The organism is Pseudomonas sp. NBRC 111139 (assembly GCF_001753955.1).
Lineage (GTDB): Bacteria > Pseudomonadota > Gammaproteobacteria > Pseudomonadales > Pseudomonadaceae > Aquipseudomonas > Aquipseudomonas alloputida.
Window position 1 is genome coordinate 1 of sequence record NZ_BCBP01000095.1, and the last position, 17,809, is coordinate 17,809.

A 17,809-nucleotide genomic window follows, 5' to 3' on the forward strand; every position below is an offset into this window, starting at 1 on the left:
CGATCTCATAGGCGCTGCAAGGGCTGTGGCAGGCACCTTGTGCCCCTCACACAATCTCTAACCCCGGTGAATCAATCCACACGCGCCAACGGGAACAGCCGCTTGAAGTTGGCGGTAGTCTGCTCGGCCAACTGCTCATAACTGGCCCCACGCAACGAAGCCACATACTCCGCCACCTCCCGCACGTACTGCGGCAGGTTCGGCTTGCCCCGGTACGGAATTGGCGCCAGGTAGGGCGAATCGGTCTCCACCAGCAAGCGATCGACAGGCACCTGCCGCGCTACTTCCCGCAAGGCATCAGCATTGCGGAAGGTCACGATGCCCGACAGCGAAATGTAATAACCCAGGTCCAGCGCCGCCTTGGCCATGTCCCAGTCTTCGGTGAAGCAGTGCAGCACACCCGCTTGCGGCAGGCTCGCCTCACGCAGCAGCGCCAGGGTATCGGCGCGCGCTGCCCGGGTATGCACGATCACCGGCTTGCCGGTCTGCCTGGAGGCCTCAAGGTGCAGGCGGAACGAAGCCTGCTGCAGCTCTGCCGCCTCTGGCTCATAGTGGTAATCCAGCCCGGTTTCACCAATCGCCACCACATGCGGGTGGGCCAATTCGCGCAACAGCCACTCCAACGCCGGGGTTTCGCCAGGGGCCAGGTCCAGCGGGTGCACGCCCACCGAGCAGTCGACGTCAGCGTACTGCTCGCTCAGCGCCTTCACTGCACCCGCATTCTCGGCACTGACGCCAATGCACAGGAAATGCCCGACCCCACGCTCACGCGCCGCCTGCAGGGCAGCATCGAGGGAGCCCTGGTGGGCACTGAGGTCAAGACGGTCGAGGTGGCAATGGGAATCTACGAGCATGGGATAACGGCACACATGAAAAATGGGAAATCAGCGGGCACCCGGCAGTTGCAGCCAGTGAGCCAGCAGCGATTCAAGCAACAAGGCACGGTTGAGGTTGGCCTTGCCCAGCACCTTCTGGCGCTGCTCGAGGATCCAGGCCTGCACTTCCAGCACCTTGGCCTGGCGGCTCTTCTGCGCCAGGTATTGCACGACCTTGCGCATATCGGCCAAGCCTAACCCTTCCTCGTCCTGGGTCAACTGGTAGCGCAGGATCAGGTGCGACCAATCGCAGAACCAGTCGAACAGCAGCAACAACGGCACACCGCTCCAGGCATCGGCCAGCTGGCTGGGCGATTGCTGCTGCTTGAGCAGCTTCTTCACCCCATCGGCCACCAGCGCGCGTTGCTCGCGCACACCCTGCGCCTGCAGGCTGACCGCCATCAATGGCGAGCCCGCAGCCAGCGTCAGCAGCTCATCGCGCTCGACCTCGTCGCAGTCGGGTAACGCGCCAGCCAGCCATGCCTGGCTTTGGGCCAGGCTGGGCTGCGGACAGGCCACCTGCTGGCAGCGGCTCTTGATCGTCGGCAGCAGACGGCTGGGCTGGTGCGTCACCAGCAACAACACGGTGTCACCGGAAGGTTCTTCAAGGCTTTTGAGCAGGGCGTTTGAGGCGTTTACATTCATCGCCTCCACCGGCTCGATCAACACCACCTTGCGCCCGCCCAACTGCGCGGTCTGCACCACAAAGGCCACCAGCTCCCGTACCTGGTCGACCTTGATCGGCTTGTCAGCCTCCTCCGGCTCGAGGACGAAGTTGTCCGGGTGGCTGCCGGCCTTGAGCAACAGGCACGACTTACACGCCCCACAAGCGTCCAGGCCCTGCGGCTGCTGGCACAACAGGCGCGCCATCAGGCGCTCGGCCATGGCCCGCTTGCCAATACCCTGCGGCCCATGCAGCAGATAAGCGTGGGCGTGGCGGCTACGACCGGCCAGTTGCTGCCACAGCGCCTGCTGCCAAGGGTAGGCCTCAGCCACGGCAACGCTCCAGAATGCCTGGCAGCAGAGCGTCGATGTCACGCTGCACAGCCTCCAGGGATTGTGCCGCATCAAGCAGGCTGTAGCGCTGTGGCGCGCCTTGGGCGCGCTGCAGGTACGCCTGGCGCACTGCTTCGAAGAACGCCTGCCCTTCCTGCTCGAATCGGTCCAGGCGACCACGGGCGGCGGCGCGGGCAAGGCCCACTTCTACCGGCAGGTCGAAGACCAGGGTCAGGTCCGGGCGCAGGTCGCCCTGGACGAATTGCTCCAGAACCGCGATACGCTCGACCGACAAACCACGACCGCCGCCCTGATAGGCATAGGTGGCGTCCGTGAAACGGTCACACAGCACCACAGACCCGCGTGCCAGCGCCGGCCGGATGACCTGCGCCAGGTGCTGGGCGCGAGCGGCGAACACCAGCAGCAGCTCGGTGTCGGCCGCCATGCCTTCGTCGCTGGGCGTCAGCAACAGTTCACGCACCTTTTCCGCCAGCGGCGTACCGCCTGGCTCACGGGTCAGCACCACGTCCAGGCCGTGTTCGCGCAGGCGCGCGGCCAGGTAGTCGCGATTGGTGCTCTTGCCCGCGCCTTCGGGGCCTTCCAAAGTTATAAACAAGCCGCTCACAGGCAGTCCTTAATGTTGTTCGTCAGGCGTCGGCCGCTCGGCCGCTTGCGCACCGCCGGCAGGGGCATCCTGCGCGGGCGCTTGATCGGGGGCTGGCTGCGCAGCTGGCTCGTCCGCTGCTGGGGGCTCAGGGCGCTGCGCATCGTCGGCGCCCGACGCCTGTTCGGCATCATCGGCCCCTGGCTTGGCCTCTTGCTGCGGCGCGGGGCTGGAGCGGTAGTCCGACCGGCGCTTGAGCTGGAACTCGCGCACTGCCGAATTGTGGTCGTCGAGGTCGTCGGAAAACACATGGCTGCCATCGCCGCGGGCGACGAAGTAAAGGCTGGTGCCATTGGACGGGTTCAGCGCCGCGTGAATCGCCTCGCGGCCGACCATGGCGATCGGGGTCGGTGGCAGCCCAGTCATGGTGTAAGTGTTGTAGGGCGTTGGCTCGCGCAGGTCGGCGCGGGTGATCTTGCCGTTATAGCGTTCACCCATGCCATAGATAACCGTCGGGTCCGTCTGCAGCATCATACCCAGGCGCATGCGCCGCACGAACACGCCGGCGATCTGCCCGCGCTCCTGCGGAATGCCGGTTTCCTTTTCGACCAGGGAGGCCATGATCAGCGCCTGGTAAGGGTCACGATACGGCAGGTCGGTGGAGCGCTCGGCCCACTCCTTGGCCAGCACTTCGTCCAGACGCATGTAGGCCTGCTGCAGCAACTCGACATCGGTCATACCCCGCACGAAGCGGTAAGTGTCGGGGAAGAAGCGGCCTTCGGGGAATACACCGGTATGGCCGAGCTTGTCCATGACCTCGGCATCCGACAAGCCGTCCAGGGTATGCTTGATCTTTTCATGCTTGGCCACGGCCGCACGCACCTGACGGAAGGTCCAGCCTTCGACCAGGGTGAGGTTGTACTGCACCACGTCGGCACGACGCCAGGCGTCGAACAACTGCTCGACGGTCATCCCAGGGGTAAGACGGTACTCGCCAGTGTGCAGCGGGGTGCCGGCCATGTTGAAGCGCCAGTACAAACGCAACCAGACAGCATCGTCAAGCAACCCATCTCTTTGCATGCTGTAGAACATGCGGTTGGGGTTAGTGCCATTGGGCACATCCAGCAGGCGCTCCTGCGTGACGTGCAGGGGCTGCTCCAGGACCGAGTTGACCTTCCAGGCCGACCAGCCAAACGCCAGGCCGGCAAGGATCAAGCCCATTTCCAGCAACAGCAGGAATTTACGTCTCACGAATTCAGGTTTCCAGTAACGTACGGGCAACGGCCTGCAGTTTACGAGTGAGCGGGCCCGGCGACCAGTTTAGCGCGGCTACGCCACACACGGGCCAAATGCCGTAAACGCTATTGCAAACAAATACTTCATCCGCTTGCTCAAGCGCCTCGAACGACAGGTCGCAGACATGTGCCGCAATACCCAGCAGCGGGGCCTGTTCCAGCAGTGCGGCACGCATCACGCCCGCCACGCCACAACGGCTAAGGTCGGCGGTAAGCAACACGCCATCGCGCACCAGAAACAGATTGCTGTATACCCCTTCGATCACCCTGCCCTGCGCGTCACGCATCAGGCCTTCGGCATGGTCGCTGTCCTGCCATTCGGCACGGGCCAGCACCTGCTCCAGGCGGTTAAGGTGTTTGAGGCCGGCCAGCAGTGGTTGTTCCCCAAGCCGGGTCTGGCAAGGGAACAAACGCACGCCATGCTCAGCATGCTCGACAGGATAACGGGGTAATGGGCTGCCTTGCAGGATACGCCGCGGCGCTGCATCCACAGCTGGCGCATAGCCACGCTGGCTATCGCCACGGGTAAGGATGAGTTTGACGACACCCTCACCCAGCTGGCTGGCGTAACGCAGCAGCTCGTCGCGCACCAGCGCCAGGTCGGTGTTGATCGCCAAGCGCTGGCAGCCCAGTGCCAGGCGTGCAAGGTGGCCGTCCAGCAAGCTGGGCTGGGCACCTCGCACGGCGATGGTTTCGAACAGGCCATCGCCGTAGGCCAGGCCGCGGTTCTGCAGGTTGAGTGCAGTCGCCGGCTGGCCGTCGATCCAGCTGTGCATCAGTCGGCAAACCGGCGGAATACCAGCGAGCCGTTGGTGCCGCCAAAGCCGAACGAGTTGGACAGCACCACGTCGATCGGCATGCTGCGCGCCTGGTGGGGAACGAAGTCGAGGTCACACCCTTCGTCCGGCTCGTCCAGGTTGATGGTCGGTGGGGCCATCTGGCTATTGATTGCCAGCACGCTGAAGATCGCTTCCACCGCGCCCGCGGCGCCCAGCAAGTGGCCGGTCATCGACTTGGTCGAGCTGACCGCCAGCTTGTAGGCATGCTCGCCGAACACGCGCTTGATCGCCGCCACTTCGGCCACATCGCCCGCTGGGGTAGAAGTGCCGTGGGCGTTGATGTAGCTGACGTCTTCCGGCTGGATACCGGCATCGCGCAAGGCGTTGGCCATGCAGCGGGCAGCGCCTTCGCCAGAGTCGGGCGGCGACGTCATGTGGTAGGCGTCGCCGCTCATGCCAAAGCCAACCAGTTCGGCGTAGATAGTCGCCCCGCGGGCCTTGGCGTGCTCCAGCTCCTCGAGCACCAGGGCCCCAGCACCGTCGGACAACACAAAGCCGTCACGCCCCTTGTCCCACGGCCGGCTGGCCCGGCTGGGTTCATCGTTGCGGGTAGACAGCGCGCGCGAAGCGCCAAAACCGCCCATGCCCAGACCACAAGCCGCCATTTCGGCGCCACCGGCGATCATCACATCAGCTTCACCGTAGGCGATATTGCGCGCGGCCATGCCGATGCAATGGGTGCCGGTGGTGCACGCGGTGGCGATGGCATAGTTCGGCCCTTGCAGGCCCAGGTGGATCGACAGGAAACCGGAGATCATGTTGATGATCGAGCCCGGCACGAAGAACGGCGAAATGCGGCGCGGCCCTGAATCGTGCAGGGTGCGGCTGGTTTCTTCGATGTTGGTCAGACCACCGATACCCGAGCCCATGGCCACGCCAATACGCTCGCGGTTGGCATCGGTGACCTCCAGGCCGGCATTACGCACAGCCTGGAAACCAGCCGCCAGGCCGTACTGGATGAACAGGTCGAGCTTGCGGGCCTCTTTGGCCGACAGGTACTGCTCAACCTCGAAGCCTTTCACCGAGCCGCCAAAACGGGTGGAGTAGGCAGACAGGTCCGTGTGTTCGATCGGACCAATGCCACTGCGGCCAGCCAGAATGCCCTGCCAGGTGCTCGGTACATCGGTACCCAGTGGCGACAGCATACCCATACCGGTGACCACGACGCGTCTACGCGACACAGTACTCTCCTTTTCTAATAACAGAGTCTCTTGCCATTGCATTCAAGCGCTGGAATGAAATGGCAACAAGCTCTTGGTGCGCGGTGAACGAAGCCGCCTGAAAAATGCGAGGCGCTCGCAAAGAAAAAACCGCACGCCAGCGAAGGCAGTGCGGTTTTCCCCGACAAGAAACGTCGACTGTAGCGTCTTAGGCCTGGTGGGCTTTGACGTAGTCGATAGCAGCTTGAACGGTAGTGATCTTCTCGGCTTCTTCGTCAGGGATTTCGGTCTCGAATTCCTCTTCCAGAGCCATCACCAGTTCAACGGTGTCAAGCGAATCGGCACCCAGGTCATCGACGAAGGACTTCTCAATAGTCACTTCTTCTTCCTTGACGCCCAGTTGCTCGGCGACGATTTTCTTGACGCGTTCTTCGATGGTGCTCATACCTAGTTTTCACTCCTAATGGATATATGTCAGGCAGCTGGCCGGTGGCTAATTTTATAGAAAGACGTTCGCTTTTCAAGCTAAACGCACCTTCAGGCTAGTCACCACACCCGCTGCCTGGAATCTGGTTGCAGCTTTATAACGGATTTTAGGCTCGCAGTATGACTCTTTTTTTACGAAACCCGTCACATTGAGTTGCAGTATTACATGTACATCCCGCCGTTGACCGGCACGGTAGCGCCGGTCACGTAGGCGGCGCCGTCGGACGCCAGGAACGAAACCACCTTGGCAATTTCGTCAGCCTGGCCCAGGCGGCCCAGCGGAATCTGGGTCTGCAGGGCTTCGCGCTGAGCCTCTGGCAGCTCGCGGGTCATGTCGGTATCGATGAAGCCTGGGGTCACCGAGTTGACGGTGATACCACGCGAACCCACTTCACGCGCCAGGGCGCGGCTGAAACCTTCCAGACCGGCCTTGGCAGCCGCGTAGTTGGCCTGACCTGCGTTACCCATGGCACCAACGACCGAGCCGATGCTGATGATACGACCCCAACGCGCCTTGGTCATGCCACGCAGCACGCCCTTGGACAGACGGTAGAGGCTGTTCAGGTTGGTGTCGATGACATCAAACCACTCGTCGTCTTTCATGCGCAGCATGAGGTTGTCGCGGGTGATACCGGCGTTGTTGACCAAGATGGCCGGCGCGCCGAACTGCTCGCCAATGGCGGCCAGTACGGCTTCAACCGATTCGGCGCTGGTCACGTTCAGCTCCATGCCAGTGCCGGTAATGCCGTGTTCTTTCAGGGTGGCAGCGATGCGCTCGGCACCGGACGCCGACGTGGCGGTACCGATCACGGTCGCGCCCTGGCGGCCCAGCTCGAGGGCGATGGCCTGACCAATACCACGGCTGGCGCCGGTAACCAGTGCAACTTTACCTTGCAGGCTCATGCAAGCTTCTCCAAATCAGGCCAGTGCCGCGCGAGTGGCAGCAACGGCGTCAGGGGTGTTGAGGTTGTAGGTGGTCACGCCGTCGGCGCAACGCTTGTTAAGGCCAGCCAGGACCTTGCCCGGGCCACACTCGACCAGGTTGACCGCACCGTTGGCGGCCAGGGTCTGCACGCACTCGACCCAGCGCACCGGCTGGTACAGCTGTGCCAGCAGGTCGTGCTTGAGGGCATCGAGGTCGGCGGCGACGGCGGCAGTGACGTTCTGCACCACCGGAATCTGCGGGGCCTTCCATTCGATGGCATTGACCGAATCGGCAAAGCGCTCGGCGGCGGGCTTCATCAGGGCGCAGTGCGACGGGACGCTGACCGCCAGTGGCAGGGCGCGCTTGGCACCTTTGGCCTTGCACAGTTCCATGGCGCGATCTACCGCTGCCTTGTTACCGGCGATGACCACCTGACCAGGCGAGTTGAAGTTCACGGCGCTGACCACTTCATCTTCAGCGGCTTCGGCGCAGATTTCCACGACCACAGCATCGTCCAGGCCGAGAATGGCAGCCATGGCGCCGTGACCGGCCGGTACGGCTTCCTGCATCAGCTGACCGCGGCGCTCGACCAGGCGAACGGCATCTTTCAGGCTGATGCTGCCGGCGGCGACCAGGGCACTGTATTCGCCCAGGCTGTGACCGGAAACGAAGGCCGGCTTGGCACCGCCCTCTTCCAGCCACAGGCGCCACAGTGCGATGGACGCAGTAAGGATCGCCGGCTGGGTCTTGTCGGTCTGGTTAAGTTGCTCTTCCGGGCCGTCCTGGACCAGCTTCCACAGGTCGTAGCCGAGCGCTTCGGACGCTTCCTTGAAGGTTTCGATGATCACTGGCTTCTCGGCGCCGAGCTCGGCGAGCATGCCCAGCGACTGGGAACCTTGACCGGGAAAGACGAATGCGAGGGATGCAGACATTGAACAAGCCCTTATGATCTTGTCGTCGGATAGTGTGCGCCAGGCCCGAGGCCAGGCGCGGAATCTGAAAACTTGGATGGAAACACAGACCAAGCGGTCACATTTAAGCACTTCATCGGCGAAATGCCTAAGGCAACAGGTCTTCAAGGCGGCCATGCAGCCGCTGTGGCAGGTTTTCCTGAATTTCGATCAGCGCCCGCTGGATGGCACTCTGAAACCCCTGCACGCCCGCCGAGCCATGACTCTTGATGACGATACCCTGCAGCCCCAGAAAGCTCGCCCCATTATGCCGCGCCGGCGCCAGGTCGGCCTGCAGACGCTTGAGCAGCGGCATGGCAACGGCCCCGGCAACGCGGGCAAAAGCACCGCCCTTGAACAGTTTTTCGATGCGCGCACCGATCATCGTCGCCAAGCCCTCGCTGGACTTGAGCAGTATGTTGCCGACAAAACCGTCGCACACCACCACGTCTGCCTCACCCCGGTACAGGCCATCCCCTTCGACGAAACCGACATAGTTGAGCCCACGGGCGCCCTGCAACAGCGTGGCAGCCAGCTTGACCTGCTGGTTACCCTTGATGTCCTCGGTACCGATGTTCAACAGCGCCACGCGTGGCCGATGCACACCCAGGGCCTGAGCGGCCACCGAGCCCATTACCGCGAACTGGTAGAGGTTTTCGGCGCTGCAGTCGACATTGGCGCCCAGATCGAGCAATTGACAGTAACCCGTCTGGGTCGGGATCGCCGCCACCATGGCCGGCCGGTCGATACCCGGCAGGGTCTTGAGCACGAAGCGCGACAACGCCATCAGCGCCCCGGTATTGCCGGCACTGACACAGGCCTGGGCTTTTCCGTCGCGCACCAGTTCGAGGGCGATGCGCATCGACGAATCCGGCTTGCCGCGCAACGCCTGGGATGGCCGCTCGTCCATGCCGACTACCTCACTGGCGGCCACAATCTGCAGGCGCGCGCGATCCGCAGCTGGCAAGCCACTGATGAGATCTTCAAGGAGGGAGGGTTGACCGACGAGGGTCAGGTGGAGCGAGGGGGTAGCCGAAAGGCAGGCAATGCTAGCCTGGACAATGCTGCGGGGACCGAAGTCCCCGCCCATTGCGTCGATCGCGATGACCTGAGCGGACAAGGATTACTCGTCAGCGCCCTTGTCGACCACTTTACGACCACGGTAAACGCCTTCTGGCGAAACGTGGTGACGCAGGTGAACTTCACCGGTGGTTTTCTCTACCGACAGCGCGTTTTCCGACAGAGCGTCGTGCGAACGGCGCATGTCACGGGCAGAGCGGGATTTTTTGTTCTGCTGAACAGCCATAATTGATTAACTCCTAAACGTTTGGGTCACGCTTTAACTGCGCCAAAACACTGAACGGGTTGGACCGCGATACCTCGTCCTTGCTCGATTCGGGCTCGTCTGCGCCCGCCGGCTGCTGGCATTCTTCCGGATGATGAGCAGGCACGATTGGCAAGGCAAGCAAAAGCTCCTCCTCAACCAATGCCTGCAGATCCAAAGGATCTTCGCCCAGTTCCAGCACGTCATAGCCTTTCGGCAACGACTGGGTATTCGCACCCTCCTTCACCACGGCGTATGTACATTCGCTGTGGACCGGTAGGGTGACCAGCTCAAGACAACGCTGGCAAACCATCTTGACTTCGACGTCCAGCTCGCTGTGGATTACCACCACGTGCTGTTCATCTCGTTCAAAATCGAACTTCGCCTGCACCGTACCGACATTGTCGGAAAGCGGGTCGCAGAGTCTTTCCAAATCAGCGAGTTGCAGCGAACCGTTAAGGGTTACGCCACGATCGGCTAATTTGCGCGGGTCAACGTGAGGTGGAATCGGGTCATTCAACATAGGCGCAGCATTCTAGGGATGCCCCCCGCCCCTGTCAAAGGAAATTAGGCGGCATCGTGCGTGATAGAATTGGTTCAACCGAACCCGGAGTCTACCATGCTTCCTTTGTTACTGGCTTCCAGCTCTGCCTATCGCCGCGAACTGCTCGCTCGCCTGCACCTGCCCTTCACCTGGGCAAGCCCCGATATAGACGAGCAGCGCCGGCAAGACGAGCCAGCCGTTGAACTGGTACGCCGCCTTGCCAGGCAAAAGGCCGAGGCCTTGGCGGGCAGCCATCCCAGGCACCTGATTATCGGGTCGGACCAGGTAGCTGTGCTGGGCGAACAGGTGCTGGGTAAGCCGCACACCTTCGAGCGGGCTTGCGAGCAACTGCTGGAGTGTAGCGGGCAGCAGGTGAGCTTTCTGACTGGGCTGGCACTGCTGAACAGCGCCACCGGGCAATGCCAGGTGGATTGCGTGCCGTTTACCGTCACGATGCGCGAATTGAGCCGCGAGCGCGTGGAGCGCTACGTCGCGACGGAACAGCCGCTGGATTGCGCAGGGAGCTTCAAGGCGGAGGGGCTGGGGGTGAGCCTGTTCCAGAGCACCCATGGGTGCGATGCAACCAGCCTGATCGGGCTGCCACTGATTCGGCTGGTGGACATGCTGACCAAGGAAGGGGTGGTGGTTCCGTAGCCTGGCTGGAGATTTTGGCGCCCGACGGATCGAGCGCCGCCCGGGAGGGTGAACGATCGGGGATATTGGCCGGCAGGTCCGGCCTATTCGCGGGTAAACCCGCTCCTACAACGGGCGTGGCGACACCAGCTCATGCTCGCGAATGCGATGGTGCTGCGACGGTGAATGGCCGGGGGATATTGGACGGCGGGTCCGACCCATTCGCGGGCACACCCCACAACAGCACATGGCGACACCACCGATTGTTGTAGGAGCCCCGATCGATGAGCGCGCCGCGCGGGCGGCGCTCGATCTGCCAGACACCACAAGAACTGCGACGAACTCAACGCAACTGCGGCCCCTGGAACCCCATCCACATCGCCAGGTGCTCAGCCACGCTGGCACCCACGCGCTTGGAGAAGCGATCGAAAGGCGACTCTTGAACGGTGAAGTCCACCAACTCCTTCTCCCCCACGATCTCGCGCGCCACATAGCTGGCACTGCCCAAGCCATCCACCAGCCCCAGCGCCTTGGCCTGCTCACCCGACCAGATTAGGCCACTGAACAACTCCGGGTGCTCCTTGTCCTTCAGGCGCTCGCCCCGCCCCTGCTTGACCATGGCGATGAACTGCTGGTGCGTGGTGTCCAGCACGCACTGCCAGAACCGGGTCTCTTCTGGTTTTTCCGGCGAAAACGGATCAAGGAACGCCTTGTGCTCACCCGATGTATAGGCACGTCGCTCGACCCCAAGCTTCTCCATGGTACCAACAAAGCCATAACCCGCCGCCGTCACCCCAATGGAACCCACCAGGCTGGCCTTGTCGGCATAGATCTCGTCCGCCGCACTGGCGATATAATAGGCACCGGAAGCACCAAGGTCGGCGATCACCGCATACAGCTTGATGGCAGGATATTCGGCACGCAGGCGACGGATTTCGTCATACACGTAACCCGCCTGCACCGGGCTGCCACCCGGGCTGTTGATGCGCATCACCACAGCCTTGGTCTTGTCGTCCTTGAACGCCTCTCGCAGGCTCTTGACGATGTTATCGGCGCTGGCAGCCTCCTGATCGGCAATCACCCCCCGCACCTCGACCAACGCGGTATGACTGGCACTGCGCGAAGCGGCCTTGTCCATGTCCATCAGCGGCGAGAACAACGCCAGAATGCCAAACAGGTAGACGAAGGTCAGCAGCTTGAAGAAGATCCCCCAGCGCCGCGACCGTCGCTGCTCCTGCACGCTCGCCAGCAAGGTCTTTTCCAGGAGCTTCCAGCTGTTGCGCTCTTCGCGCTCCCCGGGCTCGGGCTCAGGGGCTTTCCATTCGTCTGCCATGCTTACCTACCTTGGAAGTGGAATTGCGGAACCACCCAGCCACTCGCGCAACTGGGAAAAGTGATCGATACATACCTGCGGGCCAAACTCGGCCAGCGCCTGCAGCGACATGGCACCATAGCCAACCGCCACCGAATGCATGCCGGCATTGCTGGCCATCTGCAGGTCGAATGCCGAATCTCCGACCATCAGCGCACGCGACGGTTCGACGCCACAATGCCCGAGGATTTCCTCAAGCATCAGCGGGTGTGGCTTGCCACGGGTCTCGTCAGCGGCACGGGTGATGTCGAAGAACCGCTCCCAGCCATTGGCCTTGAGCACCCGATCCAGCCCGCGACGAGCCTTGCCGGTGGCCACCGCCAGGCGGTAGCCCTCGGCGCGAAAGGCATCCAGCGACTCGACCACGCCATCGAACAGCGGCGAAGGTTGCTGATCCAGTGCGACGTAGACATCGGCATAGTGCTGGCGGAAGCTGGCAACCTCTGCGGGCACCAGGTGCGGGTACAAGGTGTGGATCGCCTCGTCCAAGGCCAGGCCGATGATACCCTTGACCGCATCATCGCTGCTCTGTGCCTCGCCGGCACGCTCTGCGGCGACATTCATGGCCTCGACGATACGACCAATGGAATCGGCCAGGGTGCCGTCCCAGTCGAAGATCAGTAGCTCATAGCCTTTTTTCATGGATCAGGACGCACTCAAACGTTCAACGGTTTTCGCCCATACCTCATCCACAGGCGCCTCGAGCTTCAACTCGCCACCGTCGGGCAGCGGTACAGTCAACGCGTAGGCATGCAGGAACAGGCGCTTGCCACCCAACTCGCGAATTTCCCGACTGAAGTCTTCGTCGCCGTATTTGCTGTCGCCAGCGATCATGTGCCCGGCATGCAAGGTGTGCACGCGGATCTGATGAGTACGACCGGTGATCGGGCGCGCCTCGACAATGGTGGCAAAGTCGCCAAAGCGGCGCAGCACGCGAAACAGGGTCAGCGCCTCCTTGCCTTCATCGTTCACTTCGACCATGCGCTCGCCGGAACGCAGGTTGCTCTTGAGCAACGGCGCGTTGACCTGCTTTTTCGAGGTTGGCCAGTGGCCGCGCACCAGCGCCATGTAGCGCTTGTCGACACCATCGCCGCGCAGGGCGGCATGCAGGTGGCGCAGCATGCTGCGCTTCTTGGCGATCATCAACAGACCAGACGTGTCGCGATCCAGGCGGTGCACCAGCTCCAGCTCCTTGGCGTCCGGGCGCAACTGGCGCAGCGCCTCGATCACCCCGAAGCTCAGGCCGCTGCCGCCGTGCACGGCGATGCCGGCCGGCTTGTTCATCACGATAAGCGCCTTGTCCTCGTAGACAATGGCGGCTTCCAGACGCTGCAGCAGGCCTTGGGCCACCGGCGCCGGTTCGTCTCGTTCCGGTAAGCGGACGGGCGGAACGCGCACGATGTCGCCGGCCTGGATCTTGTACTCCGGCTTGACGCGGCCCTTGTTGACCCTCACCTCACCCTTGCGCAGGATGCGGTAGACCAGTGTCTTGGGCACGCCCTTGAGGGCCGTGATGAGGAAATTATCGATGCGTTGGCCGGCAAGCTCCGGCGCGACTTCGATCAGCTGAACGCCGGAAGTCGGAGGGGTATTGGTCGTCATTGCGAGATCATAACAATTTTTTATGGAATTGAAGCACTTAATCATTGCTGCTATAGTCGCGAACGCCGCCAAAAGCGGCAGGCCAGCGGCACCAGGCTCTTTGCCGGTCCTTGACCTTCGCAATTCTCCAGGACGCGAGGCCGTCCTACGGGGTTTTCGCCAGTTTACCGAAATGCCTGGAATCGCCACCAGCGCCGTGTAGAGAAGACCGAAAAAAAACGACAAGTGCGGTGTTTCACCTGCTTACCCGATTCTTTTCGCTGCACCTCTGCCCGCGAGTCGCTTCCACGCATCGCCCGGCGAATGCTTCGGAAATACCTGCCTTGGACATGAATGGCGCCAGCGCAGAACCAGCGCTGGCGAAAAATGCAACCCGTTGCGGATTCAGCGCGCGGCAGCACCCGAATTATCAGGGATACGTGCAGGGTGGAGATGCACAGCCCTCGGACCGTGTAGCACCGCGTCCGGCCACCAGCCCACTGACGGCTGGTGAGCGGATAAGGTCCTGAACAGATGCCCTCCGGGCGTCCACGGCTGACGGTTGATTCCTCCTCCTGACTGAGTGCACAAGGCCCGCTTGGTTGATTCGGATACCTATTCGAAGCCACCGGGGCCTTGTTGGCACCGCAGCAAACAGGACGCGTCGTCGCGACAACGGCAGGCTGGGCAACCGGCTGGTGCCGAACGTCGCTCGACACGGGGGTGGCCCGGCCACCCTTTGCGCACCTTGGCACCGACCATGAGACGTCGTGTGTGCCGAACGCCGTTTCCGGCAGCCCGGAAACCGACGGTACAACATGAAAAGAATGCTGATTAACGCGACTCAACCCGAAGAGTTGCGTGTAGCCCTGGTGGACGGCCAACGTCTCTACGACCTGGACATCGAGTCCGGCGCGCGCGAGCAGAAAAAGGCCAACATCTACAAAGGCAAGATCACCCGCATCGAACCCAGCCTCGAAGCCGCCTTCGTCGACTTCGGTTCCGAACGTCACGGCTTCCTGCCGCTGAAAGAAATCTCCCGCGAGTACTTCAAGAAGGCCCCAGAAGGCCGGGTCAACATCAAGGAAGTGCTCAGCGAAGGCCAGGAAGTCATCGTTCAGGTCGAGAAGGAAGAGCGCGGCAACAAAGGCGCCGCCCTCACCACCTTCATCAGCCTGGCCGGCCGCTACCTGGTGCTGATGCCCAATAACCCGCGTGCCGGTGGCATCTCCCGCCGCATCGAAGGCGAAGAGCGCAACGAACTGCGCGAAGCCCTGAACGGCCTGACCGTACCGGGCGACATGGGCCTGATCGTGCGCACTGCCGGCCTTGGCCGCAGCAGCGAAGAAATGCAGTGGGACCTGGACTACCTGCTGCAGCTGTGGACCGCCATCAAGGAAGCGTCCCTGGACCGCGCCGCGCCATTCCTGATCTACCAGGAAAGCAACGTCATCATCCGCGCCATCCGCGACTACCTGCGCCAGGACATCGGCGAAGTGCTGATCGACAGCATCGACGCCCAGGAAGAAGCACTGACCTTCATCCGCCAGGTGATGCCGCAGTACGCCAGCAAGGTCAAGCTGTACGAAGACAGCGTGCCGCTGTTCAACCGCTTCCAGATCGAAAGCCAGATCGAGACCGCCTTCCAGCGCGTGGTCGACCTGCCGTCCGGTGGCTCGATCGTTATCGACCCGACCGAAGCCCTGGTGTCCATCGACATCAACTCGGCGCGCGCCACCAAAGGCAGCGACATCGAAGAAACCGCCCTGCAGACCAACTTGGAAGCGGCCGAGGAAATCGCCCGCCAGCTGCGCCTGCGTGACATCGGCGGCCTGATCGTCATCGACTTCATCGACATGACCCCGGCGAAGAACCAGCGTGCCGTTGAAGAGCGCGTGCGTGAATGCCTGGAAGCCGACCGCGCCCGCGTGCAGGTAGGCCGCATCTCGCGCTTCGGCCTGCTGGAAATGTCCCGTCAGCGCCTGCGCCCATCGCTGGGCGAAAGCAGCGGCATCGTCTGCCCACGCTGCTCCGGCACCGGCATCATCCGCGACGTCGAATCGCTGTCGCTGGCCATCCTGCGCCTGATCGAAGAAGAAGCCCTGAAGGACCGCACCGCCGAAGTACGTGCTCAAGTGCCGATCCCGGTAGCCGCGTTCCTGCTGAACGAAAAGCGTAACTCGATCACCAAGATCGAGCTGCGCACCCGCGCGCGCATCATCATCCTGCCGAACGACCACCTGGAAACCCCGCACTTCGAAGTCCAGCGCCTGCGCGACGACAACCCTGAAGTGCTGAACAACCAGTCCAGCTACGAAATCGCCGCCGCCGAAGCTGAAGAAGCGCCGCAGCCGACCGCCACCCGCACCCTGGTACGCCAGGAAGCCGCAGTGAAGACGGCCCCGGCCCGCGCCAACGCACCGGTACCGGCAGCCGCTGAAGAGTCCCAGCCTGCCGCCCCGGTCGCCCCTGCCCCGAGCGCTCCGGAGCCAAGCCTGTTCAAGGGCCTGGTGAAGTCGCTGGTGAGCCTGTTCGCCGGCAAGGACGAGCCTGCCGCCGCGCCAGTGGTGCCCGCCGCCGAAAAACCGGCTGCCGAGCGCAGCCCGCGTAACGAAGAACGCCGCAACGGCCGCCAGCAAAGCCGCAACCGCAACGGCCGCCGCGACGAAGAACGCAAACCGCGTGAAGAGCGTGCCGAGCGCGCACCGCGCGAGGAACGCGCCCCACGCGAAGAACGTGCACCGCGTGAGGAACGCGCCCCACGTGAAGAACGTGCACCGCGTGAGGAACGTGCCCCACGTGAAGAGCGTGCACCGCGTGAAGAACGTACTCCGCGCCAGCCACGCGAAGACCGCCGTAGCAACCGCGGCGAAGAGCGCGTTCGCGAGCTGCGCGAACCGCTGGACGCCACCCCGCCAGCCGAACGCGAAGAGCGCCAGCCGCGTGAAGAACGTGTAGCCCGCGAAGAGCGTGCTCCACGCGAAGAACGCGCACCTCGCGAAGAACGTGCGCCACGTGAAGAACGCGCACCGCGTGAAGAACGTGCTCCACGTGAAGAACGCGCACCGCGTGAAGAACGTGCTCCACGTGAAGAGCGCGCACCTCGGGAAGAACGCGCCCCACGTGAAGAGCGCGCCCCGCGCCCACCACGCGAAGAACGCCAACCACGCGCTGCCGAAGAAGCAACCGAGCAGGCTGCCGAACTGGCCGAAGAGCAACTGCCAAGCGAAGAGCTGCTGCAAGACGAGCAGGAAGGCACCGATGGCGAGCGCCCACGCCGCCGCTCCCGTGGCCAGCGTCGTCGCAGCAACCGTCGTGAGCGTCAGCGCAATGCCAATGGCGAGCTGATCGACGGCAGTGAAGAAGAAGGCAGCGAAGAGCAGCCACAACAGCACCAGGCCACCGAGCTGGGTGCCGAACTGGCTGCCGGCCTTGCCGTGACGGCTGCTGTCGCCAGCAGCAACATCAGCTCCGACGCAGAAGCCCAGGCCAACCAGCAGGCCGAGCGTGCTACCGCCGAAGTCGCCGCCGTTGCAGAAACCGACAACAGCGAAGCCGCCCAACCGGTCGAGCAGGTCGAGCAGGCCGAAGCGGTCACCAAAGCTGAAGAAGCGTCCGTGGCCCCAGCGGTCGAGCAGCCGGTCACCGAGCCAGTGGCCGCAGCCGAGGCAACTGCCGAGCCTGTGGTCGAAATGGCCCCGCAGCCTGTCGCTGAAGATGCACCTGCTGTTGAGCCGGTCGTAGTTGCAGAAACCGTGGTCACTGAAACCCCAGCAGAAGCCCCAGCGGTAGAAGCCGGTGAAATCGAACAGGCCCAGGCCGTGGTCGAAGTCGCTCCGGTTGCCGTGCAGCCTGCCCCGGTTGTCGAAGCCCAGCCAGAAGTGGTGGCCGAGCCTGCACCTGCAGTGGTCGAACCTGCCACTGTCATGCTGGCCAACGGCCGTGCACCGAACGACCCACGTGAAGTGCGTCGCCGCAAGCGGGAGGCCGAGGCTGCTGCCAAAGCGGCACAGGAAGCTGCTGCAGCTTCCCAGGAACCAGCCCTGGAAGCCGCCGATGAGCACAAACCTCATCACGGCTGATAGCCAAAGCTGAATGAAAAAGCCCCGCCAGTGCAAACTGGCGGGGCTTTTTTTGGTTTGCCTGACGGGCCTCTTCGCGGGTAAACCCGCTCCTACAATGGCCTGTGTCCAACCCCCCGATGTGTGTCCACCACCGATCAGCG

The 17,809-nt window shown here is 62.9% G+C and carries 17 protein-coding genes; 2 read left to right on the forward strand and 15 right to left on the reverse strand.

Annotation, left to right across the window (positions count from 1 at the left end):
* Positions 1-71 precede the first annotated feature (71 nt).
* The 12 genes from BJQ17_RS27360 to BJQ17_RS27415 form a co-directional block, all read right to left on the reverse strand.
* Complete coding sequence (locus tag BJQ17_RS27360) at positions 72-854, reverse strand: TatD family hydrolase (protein WP_003247169.1); 783 nt, start codon at positions 852-854, stop codon at positions 72-74.
* 30 nt (positions 855-884) lie between these two features.
* A complete protein-coding gene (locus BJQ17_RS27365; protein ID WP_003247167.1) occupies positions 885-1,871 on the reverse strand; it encodes a DNA polymerase III subunit delta' in 987 nt (328 codons plus the stop codon).
* Positions 1,864-2,496 carry a dTMP kinase gene (gene tmk / locus BJQ17_RS27370; RefSeq protein ID WP_003247165.1) on the reverse strand — a complete coding sequence of 211 codons (633 nt, stop codon included), beginning with the start codon at positions 2,494-2,496 and terminating at the stop codon, positions 1,864-1,866. Before tmk ends, BJQ17_RS27365 begins: the two co-directional genes overlap by 8 nt.
* 9 nt (positions 2,497-2,505) lie before the next feature.
* Complete coding sequence (gene mltG / locus BJQ17_RS27375) at positions 2,506-3,726, reverse strand: endolytic transglycosylase MltG (protein WP_003247164.1); 1,221 nt, start codon at positions 3,724-3,726, stop codon at positions 2,506-2,508.
* 4 nt (positions 3,727-3,730) lie between these two features.
* Entirely contained in the window at positions 3,731-4,546 is an 816-nt protein-coding gene (gene pabC, locus BJQ17_RS27380) for an aminodeoxychorismate lyase (protein WP_003247163.1), read from the reverse strand.
* On the reverse strand, positions 4,546-5,790 hold the full coding sequence (gene fabF, locus BJQ17_RS27385) for a beta-ketoacyl-ACP synthase II (RefSeq protein ID WP_003247162.1): 1,245 nt from the start codon (positions 5,788-5,790) through the stop codon (positions 4,546-4,548). The genes pabC and fabF overlap by 1 nt, the downstream gene beginning before the upstream one ends.
* A gap of 187 nt (positions 5,791-5,977) precedes the next feature.
* The gene (gene acpP, locus BJQ17_RS27390) at positions 5,978-6,214 is read right to left on the reverse strand and encodes an acyl carrier protein (RefSeq protein ID WP_012053292.1); all 237 of its coding nucleotides are present in this window, start codon (positions 6,212-6,214) and stop codon (positions 5,978-5,980) included.
* 203 nt (positions 6,215-6,417) lie between these two features.
* Positions 6,418-7,158: a 3-oxoacyl-ACP reductase FabG gene (gene fabG, locus BJQ17_RS27395; RefSeq protein ID WP_003247160.1), complete on the reverse strand. Its 741-nt coding sequence runs from the start codon at positions 7,156-7,158 to the stop codon at positions 6,418-6,420.
* Between the two features lie 15 nt (positions 7,159-7,173).
* Positions 7,174-8,112 (reverse strand): ACP S-malonyltransferase, encoded by a 939-nt coding sequence (gene fabD, locus BJQ17_RS27400; protein ID WP_012053294.1) that lies wholly within the window; start codon positions 8,110-8,112, stop codon positions 7,174-7,176.
* 127 nt (positions 8,113-8,239) lie between these two features.
* Positions 8,240-9,250 carry a phosphate acyltransferase PlsX gene (gene plsX, locus BJQ17_RS27405; RefSeq protein WP_080634975.1) on the reverse strand — a complete coding sequence of 337 codons (1,011 nt, stop codon included), beginning with the start codon at positions 9,248-9,250 and terminating at the stop codon, positions 8,240-8,242.
* 3 nt (positions 9,251-9,253) lie between these two features.
* On the reverse strand, positions 9,254-9,436 hold the full coding sequence (gene rpmF, locus BJQ17_RS27410; protein ID WP_003247154.1) for a 50S ribosomal protein L32: 183 nt from the start codon (positions 9,434-9,436) through the stop codon (positions 9,254-9,256).
* Between the two features lie 13 nt (positions 9,437-9,449).
* Positions 9,450-9,977, reverse strand: coding sequence for a YceD family protein (locus BJQ17_RS27415; RefSeq protein ID WP_003247153.1), 528 nt, complete (start codon positions 9,975-9,977; stop codon positions 9,450-9,452).
* 96 nt (positions 9,978-10,073) lie between these two features.
* On the opposite strand from BJQ17_RS27415, the gene BJQ17_RS27420 reads away from it, so the two are divergent.
* Positions 10,074-10,652, forward strand: coding sequence for a nucleoside triphosphate pyrophosphatase (locus BJQ17_RS27420; RefSeq protein ID WP_070096885.1), 579 nt, complete (start codon positions 10,074-10,076; stop codon positions 10,650-10,652).
* A gap of 322 nt (positions 10,653-10,974) precedes the next feature.
* On the opposite strand, the gene BJQ17_RS27425 is transcribed toward BJQ17_RS27420, so the two are convergent.
* From BJQ17_RS27425 to rluC, 3 genes are read right to left on the reverse strand one after another with little or no spacing between them, the layout of a single operon-like run.
* The gene (locus tag BJQ17_RS27425) at positions 10,975-11,964 is read right to left on the reverse strand and encodes a S49 family peptidase (RefSeq protein ID WP_070096886.1); all 990 of its coding nucleotides are present in this window, start codon (positions 11,962-11,964) and stop codon (positions 10,975-10,977) included.
* Between the two features lie 6 nt (positions 11,965-11,970).
* On the reverse strand, positions 11,971-12,645 hold the full coding sequence (locus BJQ17_RS27430) for an HAD family hydrolase (RefSeq protein WP_004576623.1): 675 nt from the start codon (positions 12,643-12,645) through the stop codon (positions 11,971-11,973).
* Between the two features lie 3 nt (positions 12,646-12,648).
* Positions 12,649-13,605 carry a 23S rRNA pseudouridine(955/2504/2580) synthase RluC gene (rluC, locus tag BJQ17_RS27435; protein ID WP_003247149.1) on the reverse strand — a complete coding sequence of 319 codons (957 nt, stop codon included), beginning with the start codon at positions 13,603-13,605 and terminating at the stop codon, positions 12,649-12,651.
* 797 nt (positions 13,606-14,402) lie between these two features.
* Here rluC and rne point away from each other — a divergent pair.
* Complete coding sequence (gene rne / locus BJQ17_RS27440; RefSeq protein ID WP_070096887.1) at positions 14,403-17,666, forward strand: ribonuclease E; 3,264 nt, start codon at positions 14,403-14,405, stop codon at positions 17,664-17,666.
* Positions 17,667-17,809: the final 143 nt, after the last annotated feature.

Bases quoted from the DNA above. Each gene is read 5' to 3' on its own strand.
- BJQ17_RS27360 (WP_003247169.1), bottom strand. From the start codon at position 854: ATGCTCGTAGATTCCCATTGCCACCTCGACCGTCTTGACCTCAGTGCC.
- pabC (WP_003247163.1), bottom strand. From the start codon at position 4,546: ATGCACAGCTGGATCGACGGCCAGCCGGCGACTGCACTCAACCTGCAG.
- acpP (WP_012053292.1), bottom strand. From the start codon at position 6,214: ATGAGCACCATCGAAGAACGCGTCAAGAAAATCGTCGCCGAGCAACTG.
- fabG (WP_003247160.1), bottom strand. From the start codon at position 7,158: ATGAGCCTGCAAGGTAAAGTTGCACTGGTTACCGGCGCCAGCCGTGGT.
- fabD (WP_012053294.1), bottom strand. From the start codon at position 8,112: ATGTCTGCATCCCTCGCATTCGTCTTTCCCGGTCAAGGTTCCCAGTCG.
- rpmF (WP_003247154.1), bottom strand. From the start codon at position 9,436: ATGGCTGTTCAGCAGAACAAAAAATCCCGCTCTGCCCGTGACATGCGC.
- BJQ17_RS27415 (WP_003247153.1), bottom strand. From the start codon at position 9,977: ATGTTGAATGACCCGATTCCACCTCACGTTGACCCGCGCAAATTAGCC.
- BJQ17_RS27420 (WP_070096885.1), top strand. From the start codon at position 10,074: ATGCTTCCTTTGTTACTGGCTTCCAGCTCTGCCTATCGCCGCGAACTG.
- BJQ17_RS27425 (WP_070096886.1), bottom strand. From the start codon at position 11,964: ATGGCAGACGAATGGAAAGCCCCTGAGCCCGAGCCCGGGGAGCGCGAA.
- BJQ17_RS27430 (WP_004576623.1), bottom strand. From the start codon at position 12,645: ATGAAAAAAGGCTATGAGCTACTGATCTTCGACTGGGACGGCACCCTG.
- rluC (WP_003247149.1), bottom strand. From the start codon at position 13,605: ATGACGACCAATACCCCTCCGACTTCCGGCGTTCAGCTGATCGAAGTC.
- rne (WP_070096887.1), top strand. From the start codon at position 14,403: ATGAAAAGAATGCTGATTAACGCGACTCAACCCGAAGAGTTGCGTGTA.